This is a genomic window from Methylobacterium sp. C25 (assembly GCF_021352225.1).
In the GTDB taxonomy this organism is placed as follows: Bacteria; Pseudomonadota; Alphaproteobacteria; order Rhizobiales; family Beijerinckiaceae; genus Methylobacterium.
On sequence record NZ_JAAUVI010000002.1, the window covers coordinates 381600 to 401595 of the forward strand.

The window sequence follows — 19996 nt, forward strand, 5'->3', positions numbered from 1 at the left end:
CCGGAGACGGGACAGCGCGGGCTAGGATCAGGCGTTTTGGCTCAATGGCCCCTACGCCTGTGCTCAGGCAGCGTGTGCCTCGCGGGGCAGACCCACCTGCTCCAGCTTCGTCATCAGGATCTCGCGATCGAAGGGCTTCATGATGTACTCGTCAGCGCCGCCGTGCAGAGCGCGGGCGATGGCGCCGACGTCGTTCTCGGTGGTGCAGAACAGAACCTTCGGGTGCGCGCCGCCCGGAGTAGCCCGCAGTGCCGTGAGGAACTCGTAGCCGTCCATCTTCGGCATCGTCCAATCGAGCAGGATCACGTCCGGCATCGCCTGGTTGCACAGGGCGAGCGCGGTCTCGCCATCCTCGGCGTCCGAGACCTTGAGGTTCACGGTCTCGAGGATGCGCCGCGCCACCTTTCGGATCACGGCGGAGTCGTCGACGATCAGGGCAGTGTGCATGTCGGCTCTCGGCTGGGATTCGATGGGGACGTCAGGCCGCGATCGCTTCGCCGAAGGCGAGCAGCGCGCTGATGTCGAGGATGACGAGGAGGCGCCCGTCGAGCCGGTGGACGGCGCTGGCGAGGTCGCGCCAGCGGGCGTCCAGGTTGATCGGAACGGGCTCGCAGGTCTCAGCGCCGAGCTTCAGCACCTCGCCGACGCCGTCGGTGACGAGGGCGAAGGTCTCAGCGCCCTGCTCCAGGCCGATGGCCATGCAGGCCGCGCCCGGCTCGCGATCCGGCAGTCCGAGGCGGCGACGCAGGCAGAGCGCGGTGACGACGCGGCCGCGCAGATTGATCAGCCCGACGATCTCGCGGGGAGCGAGCGGCACGGCGGTGACGCCCGAGGGCATGAACACGTCGTGCACGCGCTCGATGGCGAGGCCGAACATCGCGTCACCGACGAAGACGGTGACGTAGTCGTGTTGACCCGAGACGGAGGCCTCGGAGGCGTTGGTGTTGGCAGCCTGCATGGCGGAGGTTCCGGAAGACATCGGGATCAGGCGGCTTGGTCGAGGGGAGTGGTGTTGAGCTCGCCCAGCGCGGCGACGAGGCCACTGCGGTCGAACTTCGCGACGAGGTCACTGATGGAGAGTGCGCGGGCCTTGGTGATCGACTCGGGGCCGATCTGACCGGACAGGGCGATCACCGGCAGGTCGCCGATGCGTCCGCCGTTCTTGCGCATGGCGGCGACGAGGTCGAAGCCGGTGCGGCCGGGCATCTCGAGATCCGCCACGACGACGCTGATCGCCGCGTCGGACTTGAGCTGGCGCAGCGCATCCTCGGCGCTCGCCGCCGTGGCGACCTCGTAGCCGGCCGCCTTCAGCACGGGGGTCAGCAGGTTGCGGAAGAACGCGGAGTCGTCGACGAGCAGCAACGTCGGGTTCTTGGCCTTCGGAGCCCGCGGGCCACGTGCCCAATCGTCATAGGCCAGCGGCAGGAAGTGGCTGACATCGACGATGTCGGTGGCGCGGCCGCGCAGCACCGCGGAGCCGATCAGGTCGGAACGGTCGGCGACGATCTCGACGTCGAGGTGATCCTCGACGATGTCGACGATCTCGTCGACCACGAGGCCCATGGCCCGGTCGCCGTCGGAGAACACCACCAGCGCCTGGCTGCCCTGCGAGCGGATCTCGATGGCCGGGTCGGCGGGAACCAGCGGCATCAGCTTGCCGCGATACTGGATCAGCGGCCGGCCGGCGAGCCACTCGATCTTGCCGGCATCGATCTCCTCGATGCGCGTGACGAGGGAGAGCGGAACCGCCTTGAAGCTGCCACCGCCCTTGAAGACGAGCAGCGTGGCCTTGTCGAGCGCGGCCTCGCCGGCCTCGTCCGCCTGCTCGGAGGCATCGCCGCTGGCGACGCCCTGGCCGACCTTGCGGGCGATGCCGTTCGGATCGACGATCAGCACCACGGCGCCGTCGCCGAGGATGGTGTTGCCGGCGAAGAGCGGGATGTGCCGCAGCTTCGACGACATCGGCTTCACGACGATTTCTTCCGTGTGGAAGACCTCGTCGACGAGGATGCCGAAGCGTTGGCGGCCGACCTGGGCGACCACGACGAAGCCGGAGACCGGCGTGTCGGCGACGGCCGCGCCCATGTCGCCATCCATCAGCGAGGAGAGCGAGGTGATCGGCAGCAGCCGCTCGCGCAGGCGCATCACGGGGGCGCCGTTGATGCGCTCGACCCGGTTCGTGCCTTCGGCCTCGATCCGCACCAGCTCGCGCACCGCGATCTGCGGTACGGCGTAGCGCTGGCCGGCGGACTCGACGATCAGCGCCGAGATGATGGCCAGCGTCAGCGGGATCTTGATGGTGAAGGTAGTGCCTTGGCCACGCTGGGTGGCGATGTCGATCATGCCGCCGATCGACTCGATGTTCGTCTTGACGACATCCATGCCGACACCGCGGCCGGAGACGGAGGTCACGACCTGCGCCGTCGAGAAGCCGGCGTGGAAAATGAACTTGGCGACGTCCGAGTCGCTCATGCGCTCGAGATCGGCCTGGGTGGCGATACCGCGATCGACGGCCTTGCGGCGGATGGCGGTGAGGTCGAGGCCGCGGCCGTCATCGGCGATCTCGATCGAGATGGTGCCGCCCTCGTGATAGGCGGAGAGGCGGATGGTGCCTCCCGCCGGCTTGCCGGCCTTGATGCGCTCGACGGTGGACTCGATGCCGTGGTCGGCGGAGTTCCGCACCATGTGGGTGAGCGGATCCTTGATCAGCTCGAGCACCTGCCGGTCGAGCTCGGTCTCGGCGCCGACCATGACCAGCTCGATGCCCTTCGACAGTTCGGCCGAGAGGTCGCGCACCACGCGCGGCAGCTTCTGCCAGGCATTGCCGATCGGCTGCATGCGGGTCTTCATCACGCCGTCCTGGAGTTCGGCGGTGACGTGGCTGAGCCGCTGCAGCGGGACCTTGTAGCTCGAATCCTCGTGGCGGCGGGCGATCTCGAGGAGCTGGTTGCGGGTCAGCACCAGCTCCGAGACCATCGTCATCAGGTGCTCGAGGGTCTCGACGTTGACCCGGATCGTGCGGTTCTTCTGCGCGGCCTCGGCCGCTTCAGCCGACATCTCGACGGGCTTCGATTCCGGCGCCTTCTCGGTGACCGGAGCGGCTGCTGCCGGAGCCGGCGCGGCGGCGACAGGGGCCGGCGTCTCGGGAATCACGGGCAGCGGCGGAAGCGGCGGCAGCTCGTCCGGGCCCTCGGCCTCCATGAAGGCGCGTTCCAGCTCCTCCAGCGAGACCTCGCCGGGCTTCAGCTCGCGCTCAAGGGTCTGCACGACCAGGGCCGCAGGAGCTGGGGCGGCCTCTTCGGCCGGCATCTGCGACATCGCATCGAGCGCTTCGATCAGGTCTGCATCGGAACCGGCCGGCTCGGTGCCGCCAGCTTCGAGATCCGCGAGGATCGCCTTGAGGCGGTCGAGGGTTGCGAGGATCAGCGTCACGGATGCGGAGCTGACCGGGAAACCATCGCGAAAGCGGCCCATCAGGTTCTCGGCGGCATGCGCCAAGGTTTCCAGCCGCGGCAGGCCGAGGAAGCCGCAGGTACCCTTGATGGTGTGGACTAGGCGGAAGATGTTCCGCAAGATCACCTGATTGTTGGGGTCCTGCTCGAATTTCACCAGTTCGGCATCAACGGTATCGAGATGCTCGGCGCTCTCAGTCAGGAACTCGCGAAGCAGATCGTCCATCGTGCAATACTCGGTCAACGCGCAGGCTCGTGCCATGCCTAGCGACTATTGACCGAATTGGGTTAGGGAAGCGTTTCTGCCGGCATGATTTTGCCGTCCTGTCTCAGGTCAAACCAGAACATCCAAGTGGAGAACTCCAGGTTCGATATCTCCGATCGGCGTTAATGCTTCGGTTACCATAACCGAACGTCTTAGTCGCGAATGCACGCAAGGCTTGAAACTATAGCGCAGCTTGCGACTTCACCGTTCAGTGCACTTTGAGGATTTGCGCGATGCTTGCCTTCGGAGAATTGCCCTGGGCGAACCAGGACCGTGTTACGGCCTCGGCGCGTTGCACGATCGGCGAGAGCAAGGAGTTTGCCTGCGTCGTCGACATGCTCGACAGCGAAACCGCAGCGGTCGCCTGCGATTACCTCGCCTCGGACGACGACATCGGCCAGGAGGTCATCTGCTACGTCGACGGGATCGGTCTGATCGCGGGCAGCGTGCGGGAACTGACCGAAACCGGCTTCACGATTGGCGTCGAGGTCAATGCCGAGCGCCACGCCCGAATCGAGGCGCGACTGACCTGGATGCGCGAGCACGTTCACGGCCTTGCGGACCGGCGTGCCAGCGCGCGCATCGTGCCCAAGCACCGACGCACCACCGTTAAATGGCCGGACGGCCGCCTGATCGATGCAGAAATCGCGGACCTGTCGATGTCAGGTGCCGGGCTGGTGCTCGCTGACAAACCGAGCGTGGGCGCGGTGGTGACGGTCGGCAAGCGCTTCGCCACGGTCGTGCGCCATAAGGACGATGGCATCGGCGTCGCCTTCCGCCTGCCGTTCAGCGCCGAGACGTTCAACGAACACGTGGTGTTGTGACCGAGGGCGACAATCGGGTCGTCATCGCTCCGGCTTCACGGCCCGCTGACGTGGCTCAACCGTTGGCGGATCTTCTTCGAGGCTGCAAACCGGAGCCCAGAACCCGCTCCTGATGCGTGGACACGAGATGTCCGCGCGGCCAATCGCCGATTCCGGGTTCACCTGTGGCGGCCCGGAATGACGGTGTGCAAGTTCAGGTCGTCGGCGTCCTAGGCCAGCGCGGTGTCCGGCGACTCGCTGTCCGATGGGCGGGAATCCTCGGGGACCGGGGCGTTTGCGGGAGCGGCCTCGGTAGCGGAGGTATTCGGCACGGCTTTGATCGTCACCGCGTCGCCCTCGATGGAGAAGCTCACGGACATTGCCGCGGCGCGGGCGACGAGGCCGGCGTAGTAGGCCAGGATCCCGTGGGAATCGACCGAACCGCTCTCCGGCGTGCCCGCGATCAGCTCCTCGGCATGGGGCGGGATGCGGGCATGCGAGCCCGTGGCTACGATCACGATTTCCGGCGCGTCGCCGTCGCCCGTCACCTTGACGTCGATCAGGCCGCCGCGGGGAATTGCGGTCGAGGCAATGACCACGAGGTTGAGGAGCAGCTTGACCTTGTTCTTCGGAAAGAGCGCCACCGGCGCGCTCCAGGCCACGTCCGGCTTCTCGTCGGCGAACATGTTGCGGGTGAGTTTTTCCGCGTCGGCGAGATCGATGGCAGCGCCCACCGAGCCCGAGGCGCCAAAGGCGATCCGCGCGAACTGGACCCGAGCCGAAGCGGTTCGCGCGCTCTTGCGGATCAGGTCGAGGGCGAATTCGCGCATTGAGGGATCGTTGTCGTCCTCGAGCACTTCGAGCCCGTTATTGATCGCACCGACCGGACTGATCAGGTCGTGGCAGACCCGCGAGCAGAGCAGCGCAGAGAGATCGAGGGCGTCGAGGGTAAGGCTGGCCATGAACCGCTCCGCGGTGAATTCGGTCTTAGATCCGCCGCGCTTGGCCGGGATGAACGAAGCTGTCGCAGCGTGCGCGTGCCCGGCACCGATAGACACCGTTCGCTGCTTTGAAAAGCGGCGGCTCATCTTGATGACGCCTGTCGACAAGCGGCCGCCTTCGGGGCATGACCTTTGAGATGAGTGTTTTGGGGTCAGAGTCGCGTTCGGCGGCGTCCCCTCGCCTGACGGCCCCGGTCTCGGATGCGTCGCGCGATGACGTCGCGGCGAGCCTTGCAGAAATCGCCTGCGGGGCCGGCGAGATCCTGCGCCGCTACCACGGCGGCGACTGCCCGCATCAGCTGAAGCCTGATGGCTCCCCGGCTAGCCTCGCCGACATGCGGTCTGAAGAGTTCATCGTCGCTGCGTTGAACCGTCTTTGGCCCGAGATTCCGGTCATCGCGGAGGAGACGAGTGGCGAGGCCAAGGCCGCCGAGCTGTTCTTCCTTGTCGATCCGCTCGATGGCACCCGCGATTTCCTGGCGGGCGTTCCCGAATACAGCGTCAACATCTGCCTGATCTGGAATGATCGGCCGATCGCGGCCGCCCTGGCGGCGCCTGGTCTCGGTCGGTGCTGGTATGCGGGCAGCCATGCCCTCGAAGCCCCCATGCGCGACGGACGGCTCGGCGAGCCGCGTCCGATCTCCGCACGTACGCCCCCGCGAGAGGGATTGGTTGCGCTGGTGAGCCGCTGCCACGGTGACGCCGAAACCGATGCCTGCCTCGACAGCCTGCCGATCGTGCTGCGGCGCGTGACGTCCTCGGCGCTCAAGTTCGGCCTGCTCGCCGCTGGCGAGGCCGATGTCTACGTTCGCTGCGTGCCGACGATGGAGTGGGACACTGCGGCCGGCGACCATATCCTTGCCGTTGCCGGCGGTTGGGTGGTGGGGCCGGATGGCGCGCGCCTGACCTACGGCCATCGCGGGCGATTCTATCGCAACGGCCCCTTCGCGGCGTTCGGTGAATGCGATCAGGCTCCTCCGGTTCCCCTCCCCTCGGATTGCTCGTCGAGCTATCGCGACAGGCGCCGTACCGGCGAGGTCACACGCGAAGAATCCTCGGCCCACTCGTGACGGCTCGTTAACCTTGTCTTGCCGTTAAAAGCCCATACTCCCCCGAATCAAAGGATTCGGCGCGGAAATGCCGCGCGAGGAGGACTGCGATGTCGACGAAGAAAGTGACGCAGCAGAAGCTGTCGCGCCGAGCCGTCATTCCCGCCCTGCTGGCAGCCCCTGCGGCCATCGTCCTGACCGGTCGCGAGGCCCTTGCGGTCGAGGATTTCGGTCGCCCCGAGAATTTCCGCCCCGCCGAGATCGTGGACAATGGCCACCGCTTCTTTGGCAGCGTGTCGCGCGGTTTGGCGCTGACCGTAGAGGAGGCCACCCGTCGCTGGGGCCAGCCGAACGGCTACATTCTCGGCCAGGAGGCTGCGGGCGCCTTCGTCGGCGGCCTGCGCTACGGCGAGGGCACGCTCTACACTCGGAACGCCGGCAACCGCCGCATTTACTGGCAGGGCCCGTCCATCGGCTTCGACGCCGGCGGCGACGGTGACCGCACCATGATGCTTGTCTACAACCTGCCGGGCCTGCGTGAGCTCTACCAGCGCTTCGGCGGTGTCGACGGGTCGGCCTATTTCGTGGGCGGCTTCGGCATGACGGCGGTGACCAACGACGGCATCGTCGTGGTTCCGATCCGCACTGGCGTCGGCGCCCGGCTCGGCATCAACGTCGGCTACCTCAAATTCACGAACCGGCCGACCTGGAACCCCTTCTGACGGCTTTGGGCGTGCCTTGAAGCAGGCCAGAACGCGCAATACAGCGTGGTGGTGCCGGCGTTCCCGGCATGCATCGCGCGCACTTTCGCGCGCCCCTAAGGTTTCACGCATGGGTCCGTCGGCGTGATCGAGACCGTGATGAGCTTCGCGCTCGGCTTCCTGGTGGCAAGCCTGGCCGCGCTTCTGATGCTGCCGGTGCTCAACCGCCGCGCGGCCCGTCTCGCCCGCCGGCGAATCGACGGGCTGTTTCCGATGTCGATGCAGGAGATCGCCGCGGAGCGCGACGCGCTGCGCGCCGAGTTCGCTGTTGCCGAGCGTCGCCTCGAGCGGAAGGTCGAGACGGCTCGGGCAGGCCGCCATGGCGACATGCAGACCGTCGGCGCCAAGCTGCTCGAAGTCGCCGCCCTGCAGCGCGACGTCGAAGGGCGCGATGCGGCACTCTCCGCGCGCAAGGTCGAGATCGATGAGGCGCTCACTCGCATCGCCGGGCTCGATCGCGACCTTTCCACCTCCCGCACCGACGGAGCCGCCAGCCTGGCGGCGTTGACCGCGCTGGAGATGGCCCACCGCGATATTCTGGTCGACCTGAAGACGACAAGGCGGGAGCGGGATGCCGTGCGCGAAGACCTCAAGGGTGCCCTGTCGCGCGACCAGGTGACTCGCACGCAGCCCACGGACGGCTCGTCCGACGAGAAGGGAGGCCCCGCCAGCCCTCCGGACGAGTTGCGCACTCGTCACGACGCGCTCGTCTCCGAGCGCGATACCCTCGCCGCGAGCCTCCAGGCAGCGGAGGCAGCATTGGCCAGCGCGCTTTCCGGTCGTCACGCCAAGGGATTGCCGCAGGGCGAGAACGACGACGCAGACCTGCGCCGGCGCATCACCGAGGTCGCCGACGCCCTGGTCAAGCGCGACCGTCTTCCTTCATCTGCCAGCTTTCCGCAGCCGGCCACCGCCGATACCTGATGCTGGCGACGTGCGCTGTCACGCTTGCCGCTGGGCTCTCAGGACAATAAGTCCGCGCTCACGACGGTATCGTCATGCGATCGCCCTGCCGATGCCTCGCTTCGACCATCGCGAGGCTGCATCCGATGCCGGCTTCCCTTTCACGCACGCTCCGAGACGACTTATGGCCTTGAACCTGAAGCCGTTCGCCCTTGCGGTGACCGCCCTTGCCGTCGCCAGCACCGCCCAGGCCGTCGAGTCCCGGCGCGGCAACGACACGCTCAAGAAGTACTGCACCGGCGATTACCTCTCCTATTGCGGCAACCTCGCTCCGGACGATCCGGCGACCGATGCCTGCTTCAAGACCAACTGGAAGAAGCTGTCGGAAAATTGCCGCCGCGCCATCGACGCCTACACGCCGACGCCTGCCGAGAAGAGCGGCAAGCGCGGCTGATCCGAAACGCGCATCGGCGTTGTTGCGCCGATGCGCTCGCATCCGGGCTCGCGAACGGCTAAGCTATCGCCGTTCATGCCGGACTCGTCGATGCACGCCCTCCCCGCCGCCCCGTCGCGCCCTGCGCCCAGGCGCCTGATCGCCATCGGGCTCTGCCTCTGCGTCGTTGCCCTGGCGGCCGGCGGCTGCGGTCGCCGCGGCAGGCTCGAGCCGCCGACGGATGCGCCGAGCCCAGCCGGGCGCACGACGGCCTCGCCCGCTTCGGCCCGTTCCCTTCCGCTCGGCACGGGAGCGGCCTCGGCAACTCCGGACTCGGATGCCGTGCGCGATGGAGACGAACTCCCCGCATCGGCCACGGCGCCCGCCATCGACTCCGCGCCGATTCAGACCAATCGCGGCGCCAAGAAGGGCTACAAGATCCCGAAGGATCCATTCATCCTCGACCCGATCCTCTGAGGGCGCTCAAGCCCCCTCGCCTCTGCCGCCCGTTCTGCTAAAGCGCGGGCATGCATCACTTCCAATATCGCGATGGGCGTCTTCACGCCGAGGACGTCGACCTGACCCTTCTCGCGGACGGGGTCGGCACGCCGTTCTACTGCTACGCCTCGGCCACGCTGGAGCGACACTACCGCGTCTTCTCCGAGGCCTTCGCCGGCGACGACGCCCTGACCTGCTTTGCTGTTAAGGCGAACTCGAACCAGGCGGTGCTGGCGACGCTGGCGCGCCTCGGCGCTGGCATGGACATCGTTTCGGAGGGCGAGTTGCGCCGGGCGCTCGCGGCCGGCGTGCCGGGCGAGCGCATCGTGTTCTCCGGTGTCGGCAAGACGCGCACCGAGATGGCGGCCGCGCTGCAGGCCGGCATCTTCTGCTTCAACGTCGAGAGCGAGCCGGAACTCGATGCACTCTCCGAGGTGGCCGTATCGATCGGTCGAGACGCGCCGGTCTCGATCCGGGTGAACCCGGATGTCGACGCGCTGACCCACGCCAAGATCGCGACAGGAAAATCCGAGAACAAGTTCGGCATCCCGATCGAACGGGCACGGGAAGTCTATGCCCATGCTGCGCGTCTGCCGGGCCTCTCGATCCACGGCGTCGACATGCATATCGGCAGCCAGATCACCGATCTCGCGCCCTTCGACCGGGCCGGCGCCCGTCTCTCGGCGCTGGCGCGCGAGCTGATGGCCGACGGCCACCCGTTGAAGCACATCGATTTCGGCGGCGGCCTCGGCATCCCCTATCGTGACGACAACGCCACGCCGCCCGACCCGACGGCGCTCGCCGAGGTGATGCGTCCGCATTTTCAGCCGCTCGGCCTTCGGCCGGTCTTCGAGATCGGCCGGATGATCTGCGGCAATGCCGGCATCCTCGTCACCCGCGTGATCTACGTGAAGCGCACGGCGAGCCGCACGTTCGTCATCGTCGATGCGGCGATGAACGACCTGATCCGCCCGACCCTCTACGAGGCCTTCCACGCCATGCGCCCGGTGGCCGAGCCCTCGGCCGACGCCCCTCGCATCGTTGCCGACGTGGTCGGCCCGGTCTGTGAGACCGGTGATTACTTGGCGCTGGGCCGCGACATGCCCGAGGTCGCGCCCGGGGATCTGATCGCGGTGATGACTGCGGGTGCCTATGGGGCAGTCCAGGCCAACACCTACAACACCCGGCTCCTGGTGCCGGAGGTGTTGGTCAGGGATGCGGAAGCCGTCCTGGTGCGGCCGCGTCCGAGCTACGAGGACTTGATCGGGCTCGATCGGATGCCGGCCTGGCTCTGATCCCTCGTTGGTGCTGCCGGCGTCGCTGCGTCAGGTCGTGTCCGCGTTGTGCTCGTCCATCCGCAGGCTCCAGACCATGTGGTCGTCCTTATCGGTCAGCCAGGCGAGATTGGTGCCGTCGACGATGAGGCTGTCCGCGTTGCTCAGCAGAGAGCTGATCGCCTCGCGGAGATTGGCAGCTTGGACGGTTTCGTCGCGAACGGGCGGGCGGACGACGCCGCGCTGATCCCGGAATGCGACGCGGAGGCGATAGGTCTGCAAAGGGCACTCGAATGACAGGTCGCCGTGGAGGCCAATGCCTGCACTGGACCGTACGATAGTCGACGTCCACCGGGACGATTAAGCAATGCCAGGAACTTGGCAACCGTCAAGCGCGGCTGGGTCAATTTGACCCCGTGGTGGACCGCTGCCACGGTATCACATTGGTTTAGACCGTGGTGGGCTCCGATCCCGCCAGAGCAAGGTTACGATGGCCGAGGCCGAAACGGCGACCTCCCGGACAGCACGCGACCCCGTCCGTGCGCGGCTCGACCGCCTCATAGCGGGTGCGCGTGCGGCCGGCTTGGTCGAGCGCGCTTGGCCGCTGCTCTGGCGCGGCCTGATGGTCGGTCTGGCCTTCCTCACCCTGTCCTGGCTCGGGCTGTGGCTCGAGTTGCCGCAGGTTTGGCGCATGGCGGGCCTCGCCGCCTTCGCGCTGCTCGCCGTCGCCGTGCTGGCTCCCCTCCTGAAACTGCGCGCGCTCGACCGCCGCCAGGCCCTCGCGCGTATCGACCGCGAGGCTGCCCGCGACGGGCGACCGGGTGGAGCGTTGGCGCATGATCCGGCCTCCGCGGTCGAGGACACGCTCGCCGTTGGCACGAGAGACCCGGCGACGAAGGCGCTGTGGGCCTTGCACCAGCGGCGGGCTGCCGCCGCCGTCGCGCGGCTTCGCGTCGGCTCACCACGGCCGGATATGCCGCGTCATGATCCCCTCGCGCTGCGTCTAGGCTTTGTGGTCGCCGCGATCGCCGCGCTCTTCGTGGCCGGTCCCGAATGGCGCGAGCGGATTGGTGCCGCCTTCGACTGGCGCGAGCCGCCCTCGCCCGGCCCGAGCTTCCGCGTCGACGGTTGGATCGATCCGCCGCTCTACACCCGTCTGCCGCCGCTGATCGTGACCATGTCCGGCGCCGAGGCCGGAAAATCCGCCGAGCAGCACCTGCGCGCGCCGGTAAACTCGACGCTGATCGTGCGGATCGCCGGTCACGGCGAGGCGACGCTGACGCCGAACGCCGTGCTCCAGCCGATCCGCAAAGATGCGAAGGACGATGCTGGTTCGCGCAAGGCCCCGCCGACCGGCGTTGCCTCCAGGACGGCGCAATCGGACCTTCGCGAGGAGCGCTTCCGGCTCGGTGCCGGGAATGCCGAGCTCAAGATCAAGACCGAGGGCGCGCCGTTGCAGCGCCTGACGATCGAGAGCATCCCCGACCGTCCGCCGGAGGTCGAGCGCGTCGGCGGTCTCGACGTCAACGGCCGCGGCACCTTCAACCTGACTTACCGGGCCAAGGACGATTACGGGATCGCCTCGGCCGAGGGGATCGTGGAGCCGTTGAAGCCGGGGCGCTCCCTCGTGCCGGTGCCGCGGCTGAACCTCGCGCTGCCGGCCGATGCCACCGGTGCTACCGATACGAAGACCCTGATCGATCTCACCGACAATCCCTGGTCGGGCGCGCGGGTGCGGCTGACCCTCGTCGTCAAGGATGAGCCCGGCCAGGAGGGGCGCACGCAGCCGGCCGAGATCACTCTGCCGGCGCGGCCCTTCATCCAGCCGCTGGCGCGCTCTCTGGCCGAAGAGCGCCGCCGCCTCGTCACAGCGCCGGACGACGACCGCAGGCGCGTCCAGATCGCTCTCGACGCGCTGCTGATCGCGCCCGAGACTTTCACGCCGCAGCCCTCGATTTTCCTGGGGCTCAAGACGGCTGCCGGCCGCCTGCGCGCGGCAAAGACCGACGAGGATCTGACGGCGGTGGCAGACCTCCTCTGGGAGATGGCCCTCAAGATCGAGGATGGCGATCTCTCCGATGCCGAGAAATCCCTGCGTGCTGCCCAAGACCGGCTCAAGGAGGCCATGGATCGCGGCGCGCCGGACGAGGAGATCAAGAAGCTCACCGACGACCTCAAGAAGGCGCTCGACCGCTTCATGAAGGAGTTCGCCGAGCGGCAGAACAAGGATCAGAAGAACGGTCAGCAGAAGCAGTCCGAACAGCAGCAGCAAGGAAAGCAGAAGACCGTCACGCCGGATCAGCTTCAGAAGATGATCCAGGACATGCAGGAAGCGATGAAGCGCGGCGACACGGCCGAGGCCCAGCGCCTGCTCGAACAGCTCCGCGGCATCCTGGAAAATCTTCAGAGCGCCCAGAACGGTCAGAAGCAGGGCCAGCAGCAGTCGCAGATGAACAAGCAGATGCAGGAGCTCGACCAGATGTCGCGCGACCAGCAGAAGCTGCGCGATCAGACCTTCAAGGAGTCTCAGGAACAACAGGGCCGTCCCCGCCAGAACAATCAGCAGAAGGGCCAACAGCAGCAGGGCCAGCAGAAACAGGGTCAGAAGGGGCAGCAAGGCCAACAAGGCCAGGGCCAGCAGCAGGAGGGTCAGCAGGGCCAGAACGGCAGCGAGCCGGGCCAAGGCAACACCGGCCAGCAGCAGCAGGCTTTACGCGAGCGGCTGCAAGAATTGCAGCGGCGCATGAAGGAGCAAGGCCTCGAGGGCGAGCAGGGCCTTTCCGACGCCGAGCAAGCCATGAAGGAGGCCGAGGATGCGCTGGGCCGCGGCCAGGGCGATCAGGCGGTGGATGCGCAGGGACGCGCTCTCGACGGGCTCAAGAAGGGCGCCGAGGGCATGCAGCAGCAAATGCAGCAGCAGGCAGAAGCCGAAGGTCAGGGCCAGCAGGACGGCGAGAATCCCGGTCAGCAGGGTCAGGCCGGCAATGCCGACGACGATCCGCTCGGACGGCCAACCAAGGGCCGCGATCTCTCCAACGGCAACGTCCGCGTACCGAATGCCGACGAATCGGCGGTGCAGCGCGCACGCAGGATCATGGAGGAGTTGCGGCGCAAGCTCGGCGACCCGACCCGTCCTCAGGAAGAGCTCGACTATTTCGAGCGTCTGCTGCGCCGGAACTGACGACAGGCCCGGCATGGCGTGGGAGCCGATGCGGGTCTAGTACGGCTCCCATGAGCGCGGCTTCCGGCTGGATTCCGGTCTGCCTCGCTTAGCGTTCGGGAAAGTCTGGTCATGTCCTCCAACACCCTCGTGCTCGCCGCCTGCATTGCGGTTGCCGCGGTCCTCTTCCTCGGTCTCGCGAACATGATGCGCGGCGGCAGCGCCAACCTCTCGCAGCGGCTGATGCGGCTGCGCGTGCTGCTTCAGTTTCTCGCCATCATCCTGATCATGGGCGTGCTGTGGTGGCGCGCCGCCTGACAGGCACGCGAGCCACAGGGTGTGACTGGCAGGACGCACAGGCTCGTTAACGTTCTCGTTCCGGATGAATTCGCGTCTCGGATAAGCCTGGCCGTGATATTTGGTGAAGGCTGAACTCCGGATCGCTCGCCGATGCACACGACTTTCTCCCGCCTCCTCGCCGGCACCCTGGCCCTGGCAGTCGCGACGGGTGCCACCCAGGCGGCCGATCTGAGCGCGCGGGCTCCGGCACCGATCCCGTACATGGCTCCGGTGCAGCCTTACAGCATCGTCTCCGAGATTCGGATCGGCGGCGCGGTTCACGATCCCGGCGCTCCCGAGGGCAAGCTCGGAAACTGGAGCAAGGTCGACGTCAACGGCGAAATCCTGTTCGCCAAGCCGCAAGTCAGCCTCGATCCGTTCTGGCAGGCCTTCGTGCCCCGCCCGACGGTCGGCGGCAGCTACAGCACCGGCGGTCGAACCAGCTACGCGTATATCGGTGGCACTTGGACGGTCGATCTCTTTCCCGAGACCTTTAACCGGCGCGTGTTCCTGGATGGGTTCTTCGGCGGCGCCGCTCACGACGGCTATACCGGCGAAAAGGCAGGCGCGCCCTTGGGGTTCAACCGCCTCGGCTGCAATCCGCTGTTCCGCGAGGCCGCCGCTCTCGGCTTCCGCATCACCGAGCATTGGAGCGTGATGGCCACCGTCGAGCACATGTCGAATGCCGGCCTGTGCCACGACAATCGCGGCCTGACGAATTTCGGCGGCAAGCTCGGCTACACCTTCTGAGCCTCTTGGAGCTTTCAGCCTCCCCGAGCAGCCTTTACGGCTTGCAAAGGCCCGCTGCGCGCGAGACATCCTCGCCCGGCGGGCTTTTTCGTTGCCCGATTGGGGACGGGTAGGCCGTGGTCAAGCTGAACAAGATCTACACGCGTACCGGCGACAAGGGCACGACGGGCCTTGCCAACGGTGAGCGACGCTCCAAGGCGGACCTGCGGGTCGAGGCCTATGGCGCGGTCGACGAGACCAATGCGTGCGTCGGTCTGGCGCGGCTCCATGCCGATGCGCGGATCGACGCGATGCTCGCAGCGATCCAGAACGACCTGTTCGATCTCGGCGCCGACCTCGCTACACCTCCGAGCGACAAGCCGCTGGAATACGAGCCCCTACGCATCGTTCCTTCGCAGGTCTCCCGTCTCGAGGCAGACATCGACGCGCTCAACGCCGATCTGAAGCCGCTGACCTCCTTCGTCCTGCCAGGCGGCTCGGCCTTCTCGGCGGCCCTCCATCTTGCCCGCACCGTCTGTCGCCGGGCCGAGCGGGTCACCGTGGCGCTCGCCGCGATCGATGCGGAAAAGATCTCGCCGGAGGCCGTGCAGTATCTCAACCGGCTGTCCGATTTCCTGTTCGTCGCCTCTCGAGTCGCCAACGCCAACGGAGCCGACGACGTGCTCTGGGTGCCTGGCAAGAATCGCTAAGCGGGCTCAGGACACCGTGAGGCGCTCCGTGTTCGCGGCGACGTGCTCGCGGTAGCGCGCGACGACGGCCGCGGGCGATTCGCCCGTGGCCAGCATTCCAAATGCCTCGATGGAGGCGCTGATTTTCTCCGTGACCATCGAGGCTATCTCGGCCTGGCCTTCGACACCGCCCCAGGCGATCCGTACGAGACGGAGCTCCACCACCTTCTGGGCTTCAAGGCCGAGCATCATCAGGCCGTGCAGAGGTCCGTACATGGCGGTCCCGAAGCAGCATTCGCGATCATTGTGCATCGCAACATGATAGCACGCTGAACTTTCAGCGCACTCACAAAAGCTACGCAGAGCGGATTCGGCGACACGCCTGTAACCGCGCTACTCTCACGGCCGAACCTTCGGCATCGAGCCGAGAGAGGTGCCGCTTGGACGTCCAGTCAGTCGATGGAGCGCGTCCTCGACGGTCGCGGGCCGGCGCCACACTTCTCTGGCTGTGGCGAGCCTATGGGAGGCTGGTGCGTCTGCTGACGACGATGGTCGTCGGCATCGTGCTGCTCTGCCTCGGCGTGCTGTTCATCAACTACGTCGTCCTGTCGACACCGAACGCCACGGCGTATCGCAACCTCGATCCTTCCCAAACCGCATGTCGCGATGGGCTCGCCAAGGGCTGGTCGATCCTGGCGGATCTCGGTCGCAAGACCCTCGACAACGATCAGGGGGCGGAGAGCGGCGGCTGGGAGGATGCGAGCAACGACGAGCGGACCGCCATCGCCCAGGATGCGGGCTGGCGGACGCGGCTTCGCTGCGCGCTGCAACGTCATCTCGTCCCGTCGACGAAGCCGGGCGGAAAACCTCTCGACTATCACCTCGGTTTTCTGGAGTTCCAGGAGACCGGTGAGCCCTATGCGCTGGTCTCCCGGAACGCTCGGGGTCGCGACGAGGCGATGACCTCGGCGATGCTGAAGGACAAGATGCAGGCGGCTCCCCATCGCCCAGGGGCGGATGGGGAGGCCCAGCCGGTCATCACCCAGCTCGACGCCCTGAAGCAGCATCTCTCGACCGGCTCGCACTACGTCATCGTGTTCATCCACGGCTGGCGCCATGACGCGCGGATCGGCGACGGCAACGTGGCCGACCTGCGGCTCTACGCGGCCCATGCCGCGCGGGTCCTCCAGGAACGGTGTCAGATCGAAGCGAGCGCCTGCGACACCAAGGTCACTGCGATCTATGTCGGCTGGCGCGGCGCCCGCGTCGACGAGCAGGGCCTCAAGGAGCGCTTCGGGGACACCGTCGGCGGCTTCCTCGGAAATCTCTCCGCAGGGGCGACCCTGTTCGACCGAAAGCCCGTGAGCGAGGCCATCGCGCCGGCGGCGGTCTCGGCGTTGCGAACGCTGGAGAGCGTGCTGGCACCGCCGCTCGGCCACAAGCCCGACGATCCGCGCGCGCGCAACAAGATGCTGGTCGTCGGCCACAGCCTCGGCGGCAACATGCTCGCCACCGGCTTGAAGGAGGACCTCGTCAAGGCCGTGCGGCGGCACAAGCTCGGCCAGGTGATGCCGCCGGTGCTCGGCAACCTCGTCCTGCTGATCAACCCCGCCTCGGAGGCAACGAAATGGACGGCGATCCAGCGCGAGGTCTGGAGCCGGGTCGCGACGCATGCCGACTCGAACACGCCGCTCTCGGAGGTCCAGCGCGATACCGGGTTCTTTCCCGCCGCACAGCGGCCGGTGATGGTCTCGATGACGGCCGCCCTCGCCTTCCCGGCCGGCGGGTTGCGGGCCGGCGATTGCGCCTGGATCGGCCTCGATGCGGATGACGGCTATCAGGATGCCCGAGCCAGGATCCGCGACCGCCTGAAGAGCACGGACGCGATGTTCGATGCCGGCGTCGACTACGATTGGGCGACGCACGATCTGTTCCCGACCTTCAAGTTCGACTTCCGCCCCGCCGCGGGCTGGCTGCGCCGTGCCGCGGGCCGCATCGAACACCGTCGGCCCGCTGGTGAGAGCTGTTCTGAGGCCGAGCCGGGCGACTGGCTCACCAGACTCGAAGCCCTTCCGATCCACGGCTTGGCCCTGCTCGCCGAGACCTTCCCGTTCCAGGACTCCTCTCGGGAAACGTCCCACACCATCGGCAATCTCGATCCGCCGCGGCCTGCCGCGGGCGTGCTGGCGGACGCCCAACCGTCCGCAGCCCCGTTCGGCACGACGCACGAACTGCTCGGATTACACGCCTCCGGCGAGGAGCGGCATCGCCCCTACGCGACCCTCGCGGATGCGCCGATCTCCTGCCCGCCGACGAACCGTTGGCTCAGCCGGGCGAGAACCCGGCAGGACGCCCAGTTCGGCCTGTATTGGGACAGCGAGAACCTGGCTCCAGCCGAGCGCGGCGTGCGCGGCCAGGGCGTACCCGCCGCCGAATTCCTGCACGGTCTGCAATTCGCCGGGATCGCGCCGATCACTGCCGCCAACGATCCGTTCTGGAACATGCGCGCCTTCGACAATGCGCTCGCGCGCCACGACGGCTACCGGCTGACCTCGTTCATCTGCGCGATCCACCAGCTCGTTCTCGACGACATTACCGGCGTGCCCCAGGACATGATCAGCACCATGCGGTGACGTCAGACGGTGGCCTCGTGGATGCACGGCAAAATCGCAAGCCCGGCAGGCACCTCCCGTACGTTTGGCTGCGTTGACAAGCCTGAAATCGGCTCGTTACGGTCCGCCCCCTAATTCATCCATGGTCGATGACCGTCGCCGTTGCGGGCCGCCCGCTCCTAGGGCTTGGGGCCCGCCGCGACGTGCCGGAGGAAGCTGCACCCATGAAGGTTCTCGTGCCCGTCAAGCGGGTTGTCGACTACAACGTCAAGATCCGCGTGAAGGCCGACGGCTCCGGCGTCGAACTCGCCAACGTCAAGATGTCAATGAACCCCTTCGACGAGATCGCCGTCGAGGAGGCGATCAAGCTGAAGGAAGCGGGCAAGGTGACCGAGGTCGTCGCCGTCTCGATCGGCCCCGAGAAGGCCCAGGAGACCCTGCGTACTGCGCTTGCCATGGGCGCGGACCGCGCCATCCTGGTGAAGACCGACGTGACCACCGAGCCGCTGGCCGTGGCCAAGCTCCTCAAGGCAGTCGTCGAGAAGGAGACGCCGAACCTCGTCATCCTCGGCAAGCAGGCGATCGACGACGATTGCAACCAGACTGGCCAGATGCTCGGCGCGCTGCTTGGGTGGCCGCAAGGCACATTCGCCTACAAGCTGACGGTCGAGGGCGAGAGCCTCGACGTGACCCGAGAGGTCGATGGCGGCCTGCAGACCGTGGGCCTCAAGCTTCCGGCGATTGTGACGACAGACCTGCGCCTCAACGAGCCGCGCTACGCCTCGCTGCCGAACATCATGAAGGCGAAGAAGAAGCCGCTCGACACGCTCTCCGCCGAGGAATTGGGCGTCGACGTGACCCCGAAGCTGAAGATCGTCAAGACCACCGAGCCCCCGGGCCGCTCTGCCGGCGTGAAGGTCGGTTCGGTCTCCGAGCTGGTGTCGAAGCTCAAGAACGAAGCCGGTGTGATCTGATTTTTTGGGCTTCCGCGCCGCTCCCGCCGACACGGTCGAGCGGCGCCCTCACCACATGATTGCGAGATCCGATCGATGACCACGCTCCTCTACGTCGAGCACGCCAATTCCGAGATCAAGGACGGCACGCTCAAGGCGCTCACCGCCGCCAAGGAACTCGGCGCCCCCATCCACGCCCTGGTGCTTGGCGCCGGGAGCAAGGCCGCGGCAGAAGCCGCCGGCAAGCTCGACGGCGTGGATAAGGTGCTGAACGCCGAAGACGCGGTCTACGACCACGACATGGCCGAGCCGATCGCCGCGCTCATTGCCAAGATCGCTGGTCCCTACGAGGCCATCATCTGCTCGGCCTCGACCACCGGCAAGAACATCCTGCCGCGTGTTGCAGCCCTGCTCGACGTGTCCCAGGTCTCGGACATCATCAAGGTGGTCTCGCCCGACACCTTCGAGCGGCCGATCTACGCCGGCAACGCCATCCAGACGGTACAGGCACCCGAAGGCAAGAAGGTGATCACCGTGCGTGGCGCCTCCTTTAAGCCGACCGGCGAAGGCGGCTCGCCCGCTCCCGTCGAGGCCGTGTCCGAGGGTGCTCAGGATGCCGGCGGTTCCGCCTACAAGAGCGAGGAGATCGCCAAGTCCGATCGCCCCGAACTCGCCTCGGCCAAGATCATCGTCTCCGGTGGCCGCGCGCTCGGCTCGTCCGACAAGTTCAAGGAAGTGATCGAGCCGCTGGCCGATGCCTTCGGTGCCGGTGTCGGCGCCTCGCGCGCTGCCGTCGATGCGGGCTACGCCCCCAACGACTGGCAGGTCGGCCAGACCGGTAAGGTCGTCGCACCGGATCTCTACGTCGCCGTCGGCATTTCCGGCGCGATCCAGCACCTCGCCGGCATGAAGGACTCGAAGGTCATCGTCGCCATCAACAAGGACGAGGATGCGCCGATTTTCCAGGTGGCCGATTACGGCCTCGTCGGCGACCTCTTCCAGATTGTGCCGGAACTTCAGGCCGAAGTGGCCAAGGTGAAGGGCTGAGGCTCGACAAATCCGGCCCGTGACGCGG

The 19996-nt window shown here is 67.0% G+C and carries 20 protein-coding genes; 14 read left to right on the top strand and 6 right to left on the bottom strand.

The window, feature by feature from the left end; genetic code table 11:
• Window positions 1-63: 63 nt before the first annotated feature.
• Genes HCU64_RS08160 through HCU64_RS08170 form a run of 3 tightly spaced genes read right to left on the bottom strand, consistent with a single transcriptional unit; the run spans window position 64 to window position 3678 of the window.
• Window positions 64-447, bottom strand: a complete 384-nt coding sequence (locus HCU64_RS08160) for a response regulator (protein ID WP_233383329.1) — start codon at window positions 445-447, stop codon at window positions 64-66.
• A gap of 31 nt (window positions 448-478) precedes the next feature.
• Window positions 479-958, bottom strand: coding sequence for a chemotaxis protein CheW (locus HCU64_RS08165; protein ID WP_233383330.1), 480 nt, complete (start codon window positions 956-958; stop codon window positions 479-481).
• A 26-nt stretch (window positions 959-984) separates the two neighbouring features.
• Complete coding sequence (locus HCU64_RS08170) at window positions 985-3678, bottom strand: hybrid sensor histidine kinase/response regulator (RefSeq protein ID WP_233383331.1); 2694 nt, start codon at window positions 3676-3678, stop codon at window positions 985-987.
• Window positions 3679-4052: 374 nt separating this feature from the next.
• On the opposite strand from HCU64_RS08170, the gene HCU64_RS08175 reads away from it, so the two are divergent.
• The gene (locus HCU64_RS08175) at window positions 4053-4541 is read left to right on the top strand and encodes a PilZ domain-containing protein (RefSeq protein WP_233383332.1); all 489 of its coding nucleotides are present in this window, start codon (window positions 4053-4055) and stop codon (window positions 4539-4541) included.
• A 209-nt stretch (window positions 4542-4750) separates the two neighbouring features.
• Here HCU64_RS08175 and chpT read toward each other — a convergent pair whose 3' ends face one another.
• Window positions 4751-5482 carry a histidine phosphotransferase ChpT gene (chpT, locus tag HCU64_RS08180; RefSeq protein WP_233383333.1) on the bottom strand — a complete coding sequence of 244 codons (732 nt, stop codon included), beginning with the start codon at window positions 5480-5482 and terminating at the stop codon, window positions 4751-4753.
• Between the two features lie 176 nt (window positions 5483-5658).
• Between chpT and HCU64_RS08185 the strand changes: the two genes are divergently transcribed.
• The 6 genes from HCU64_RS08185 to lysA all read left to right on the top strand — a co-directional run bounded on the left by HCU64_RS08185 (window position 5659) and on the right by lysA (window position 10460).
• Window positions 5659-6591, top strand: coding sequence for a 3'(2'),5'-bisphosphate nucleotidase CysQ family protein (locus tag HCU64_RS08185; protein WP_233383334.1), 933 nt, complete (start codon window positions 5659-5661; stop codon window positions 6589-6591).
• Window positions 6592-6680: 89 nt separating this feature from the next.
• Entirely contained in the window at window positions 6681-7292 is a 612-nt protein-coding gene (locus HCU64_RS08190; protein WP_233383335.1) for a DUF1134 domain-containing protein, read from the top strand.
• Between the two features lie 138 nt (window positions 7293-7430).
• Window positions 7431-8255 (top strand): hypothetical protein, encoded by an 825-nt coding sequence (locus HCU64_RS08195; protein ID WP_233383336.1) that lies wholly within the window; start codon window positions 7431-7433, stop codon window positions 8253-8255.
• A 163-nt stretch (window positions 8256-8418) separates the two neighbouring features.
• The gene (locus HCU64_RS08200; RefSeq protein ID WP_233383337.1) at window positions 8419-8688 is read left to right on the top strand and encodes a 3',5'-cyclic-nucleotide phosphodiesterase; all 270 of its coding nucleotides are present in this window, start codon (window positions 8419-8421) and stop codon (window positions 8686-8688) included.
• A 90-nt stretch (window positions 8689-8778) separates the two neighbouring features.
• Window positions 8779-9144, top strand: coding sequence for a hypothetical protein (locus tag HCU64_RS08205; RefSeq protein ID WP_233383338.1), 366 nt, complete (start codon window positions 8779-8781; stop codon window positions 9142-9144).
• A gap of 50 nt (window positions 9145-9194) precedes the next feature.
• The gene (gene lysA, locus HCU64_RS08210; RefSeq protein ID WP_233383339.1) at window positions 9195-10460 is read left to right on the top strand and encodes a diaminopimelate decarboxylase; all 1266 of its coding nucleotides are present in this window, start codon (window positions 9195-9197) and stop codon (window positions 10458-10460) included.
• A gap of 30 nt (window positions 10461-10490) precedes the next feature.
• Here the strand turns inward: lysA and HCU64_RS08215 are convergent, their stop codons facing one another.
• Window positions 10491-10721 carry a hypothetical protein gene (locus tag HCU64_RS08215; RefSeq protein ID WP_233383340.1) on the bottom strand — a complete coding sequence of 77 codons (231 nt, stop codon included), beginning with the start codon at window positions 10719-10721 and terminating at the stop codon, window positions 10491-10493.
• Between the two features lie 208 nt (window positions 10722-10929).
• Here HCU64_RS08215 and HCU64_RS08220 point away from each other — a divergent pair, with 208 nt between their 5' ends.
• The 4 genes from HCU64_RS08220 to HCU64_RS08235 all read left to right on the top strand — a co-directional run bounded on the left by HCU64_RS08220 (window position 10930) and on the right by HCU64_RS08235 (window position 15377).
• Complete coding sequence (locus HCU64_RS08220) at window positions 10930-13620, top strand: TIGR02302 family protein (protein ID WP_233383341.1); 2691 nt, start codon at window positions 10930-10932, stop codon at window positions 13618-13620.
• Window positions 13621-13731: 111 nt separating this feature from the next.
• Window positions 13732-13917, top strand: a complete 186-nt coding sequence (locus tag HCU64_RS08225; RefSeq protein ID WP_233383342.1) for a twin transmembrane helix small protein — start codon at window positions 13732-13734, stop codon at window positions 13915-13917.
• Window positions 13918-14049: 132 nt separating this feature from the next.
• Entirely contained in the window at window positions 14050-14688 is a 639-nt protein-coding gene (locus HCU64_RS08230) for an acyloxyacyl hydrolase (protein ID WP_233383343.1), read from the top strand.
• Window positions 14689-14804: 116 nt separating this feature from the next.
• Entirely contained in the window at window positions 14805-15377 is a 573-nt protein-coding gene (locus HCU64_RS08235) for a cob(I)yrinic acid a,c-diamide adenosyltransferase (RefSeq protein WP_233383344.1), read from the top strand.
• 6 nt (window positions 15378-15383) lie between these two features.
• Here HCU64_RS08235 and HCU64_RS08240 read toward each other — a convergent pair whose 3' ends face one another.
• On the bottom strand, window positions 15384-15632 hold the full coding sequence (locus HCU64_RS08240; protein ID WP_233383345.1) for a hypothetical protein: 249 nt from the start codon (window positions 15630-15632) through the stop codon (window positions 15384-15386).
• A 254-nt stretch (window positions 15633-15886) separates the two neighbouring features.
• Here HCU64_RS08240 and HCU64_RS08245 point away from each other — a divergent pair, with 254 nt between their 5' ends.
• From HCU64_RS08245 to HCU64_RS08255, 3 genes are all read left to right on the top strand, one after another.
• The gene (locus HCU64_RS08245) at window positions 15887-17989 is read left to right on the top strand and encodes a hypothetical protein (RefSeq protein WP_233383346.1); all 2103 of its coding nucleotides are present in this window, start codon (window positions 15887-15889) and stop codon (window positions 17987-17989) included.
• A 203-nt stretch (window positions 17990-18192) separates the two neighbouring features.
• Complete coding sequence (locus HCU64_RS08250) at window positions 18193-18942, top strand: electron transfer flavoprotein subunit beta/FixA family protein (protein WP_233383347.1); 750 nt, start codon at window positions 18193-18195, stop codon at window positions 18940-18942.
• A gap of 75 nt (window positions 18943-19017) precedes the next feature.
• Complete coding sequence (locus HCU64_RS08255; protein WP_233383348.1) at window positions 19018-19968, top strand: electron transfer flavoprotein subunit alpha/FixB family protein; 951 nt, start codon at window positions 19018-19020, stop codon at window positions 19966-19968.
• The last annotated feature ends 28 nt before the right edge of the window (window positions 19969-19996 follow it).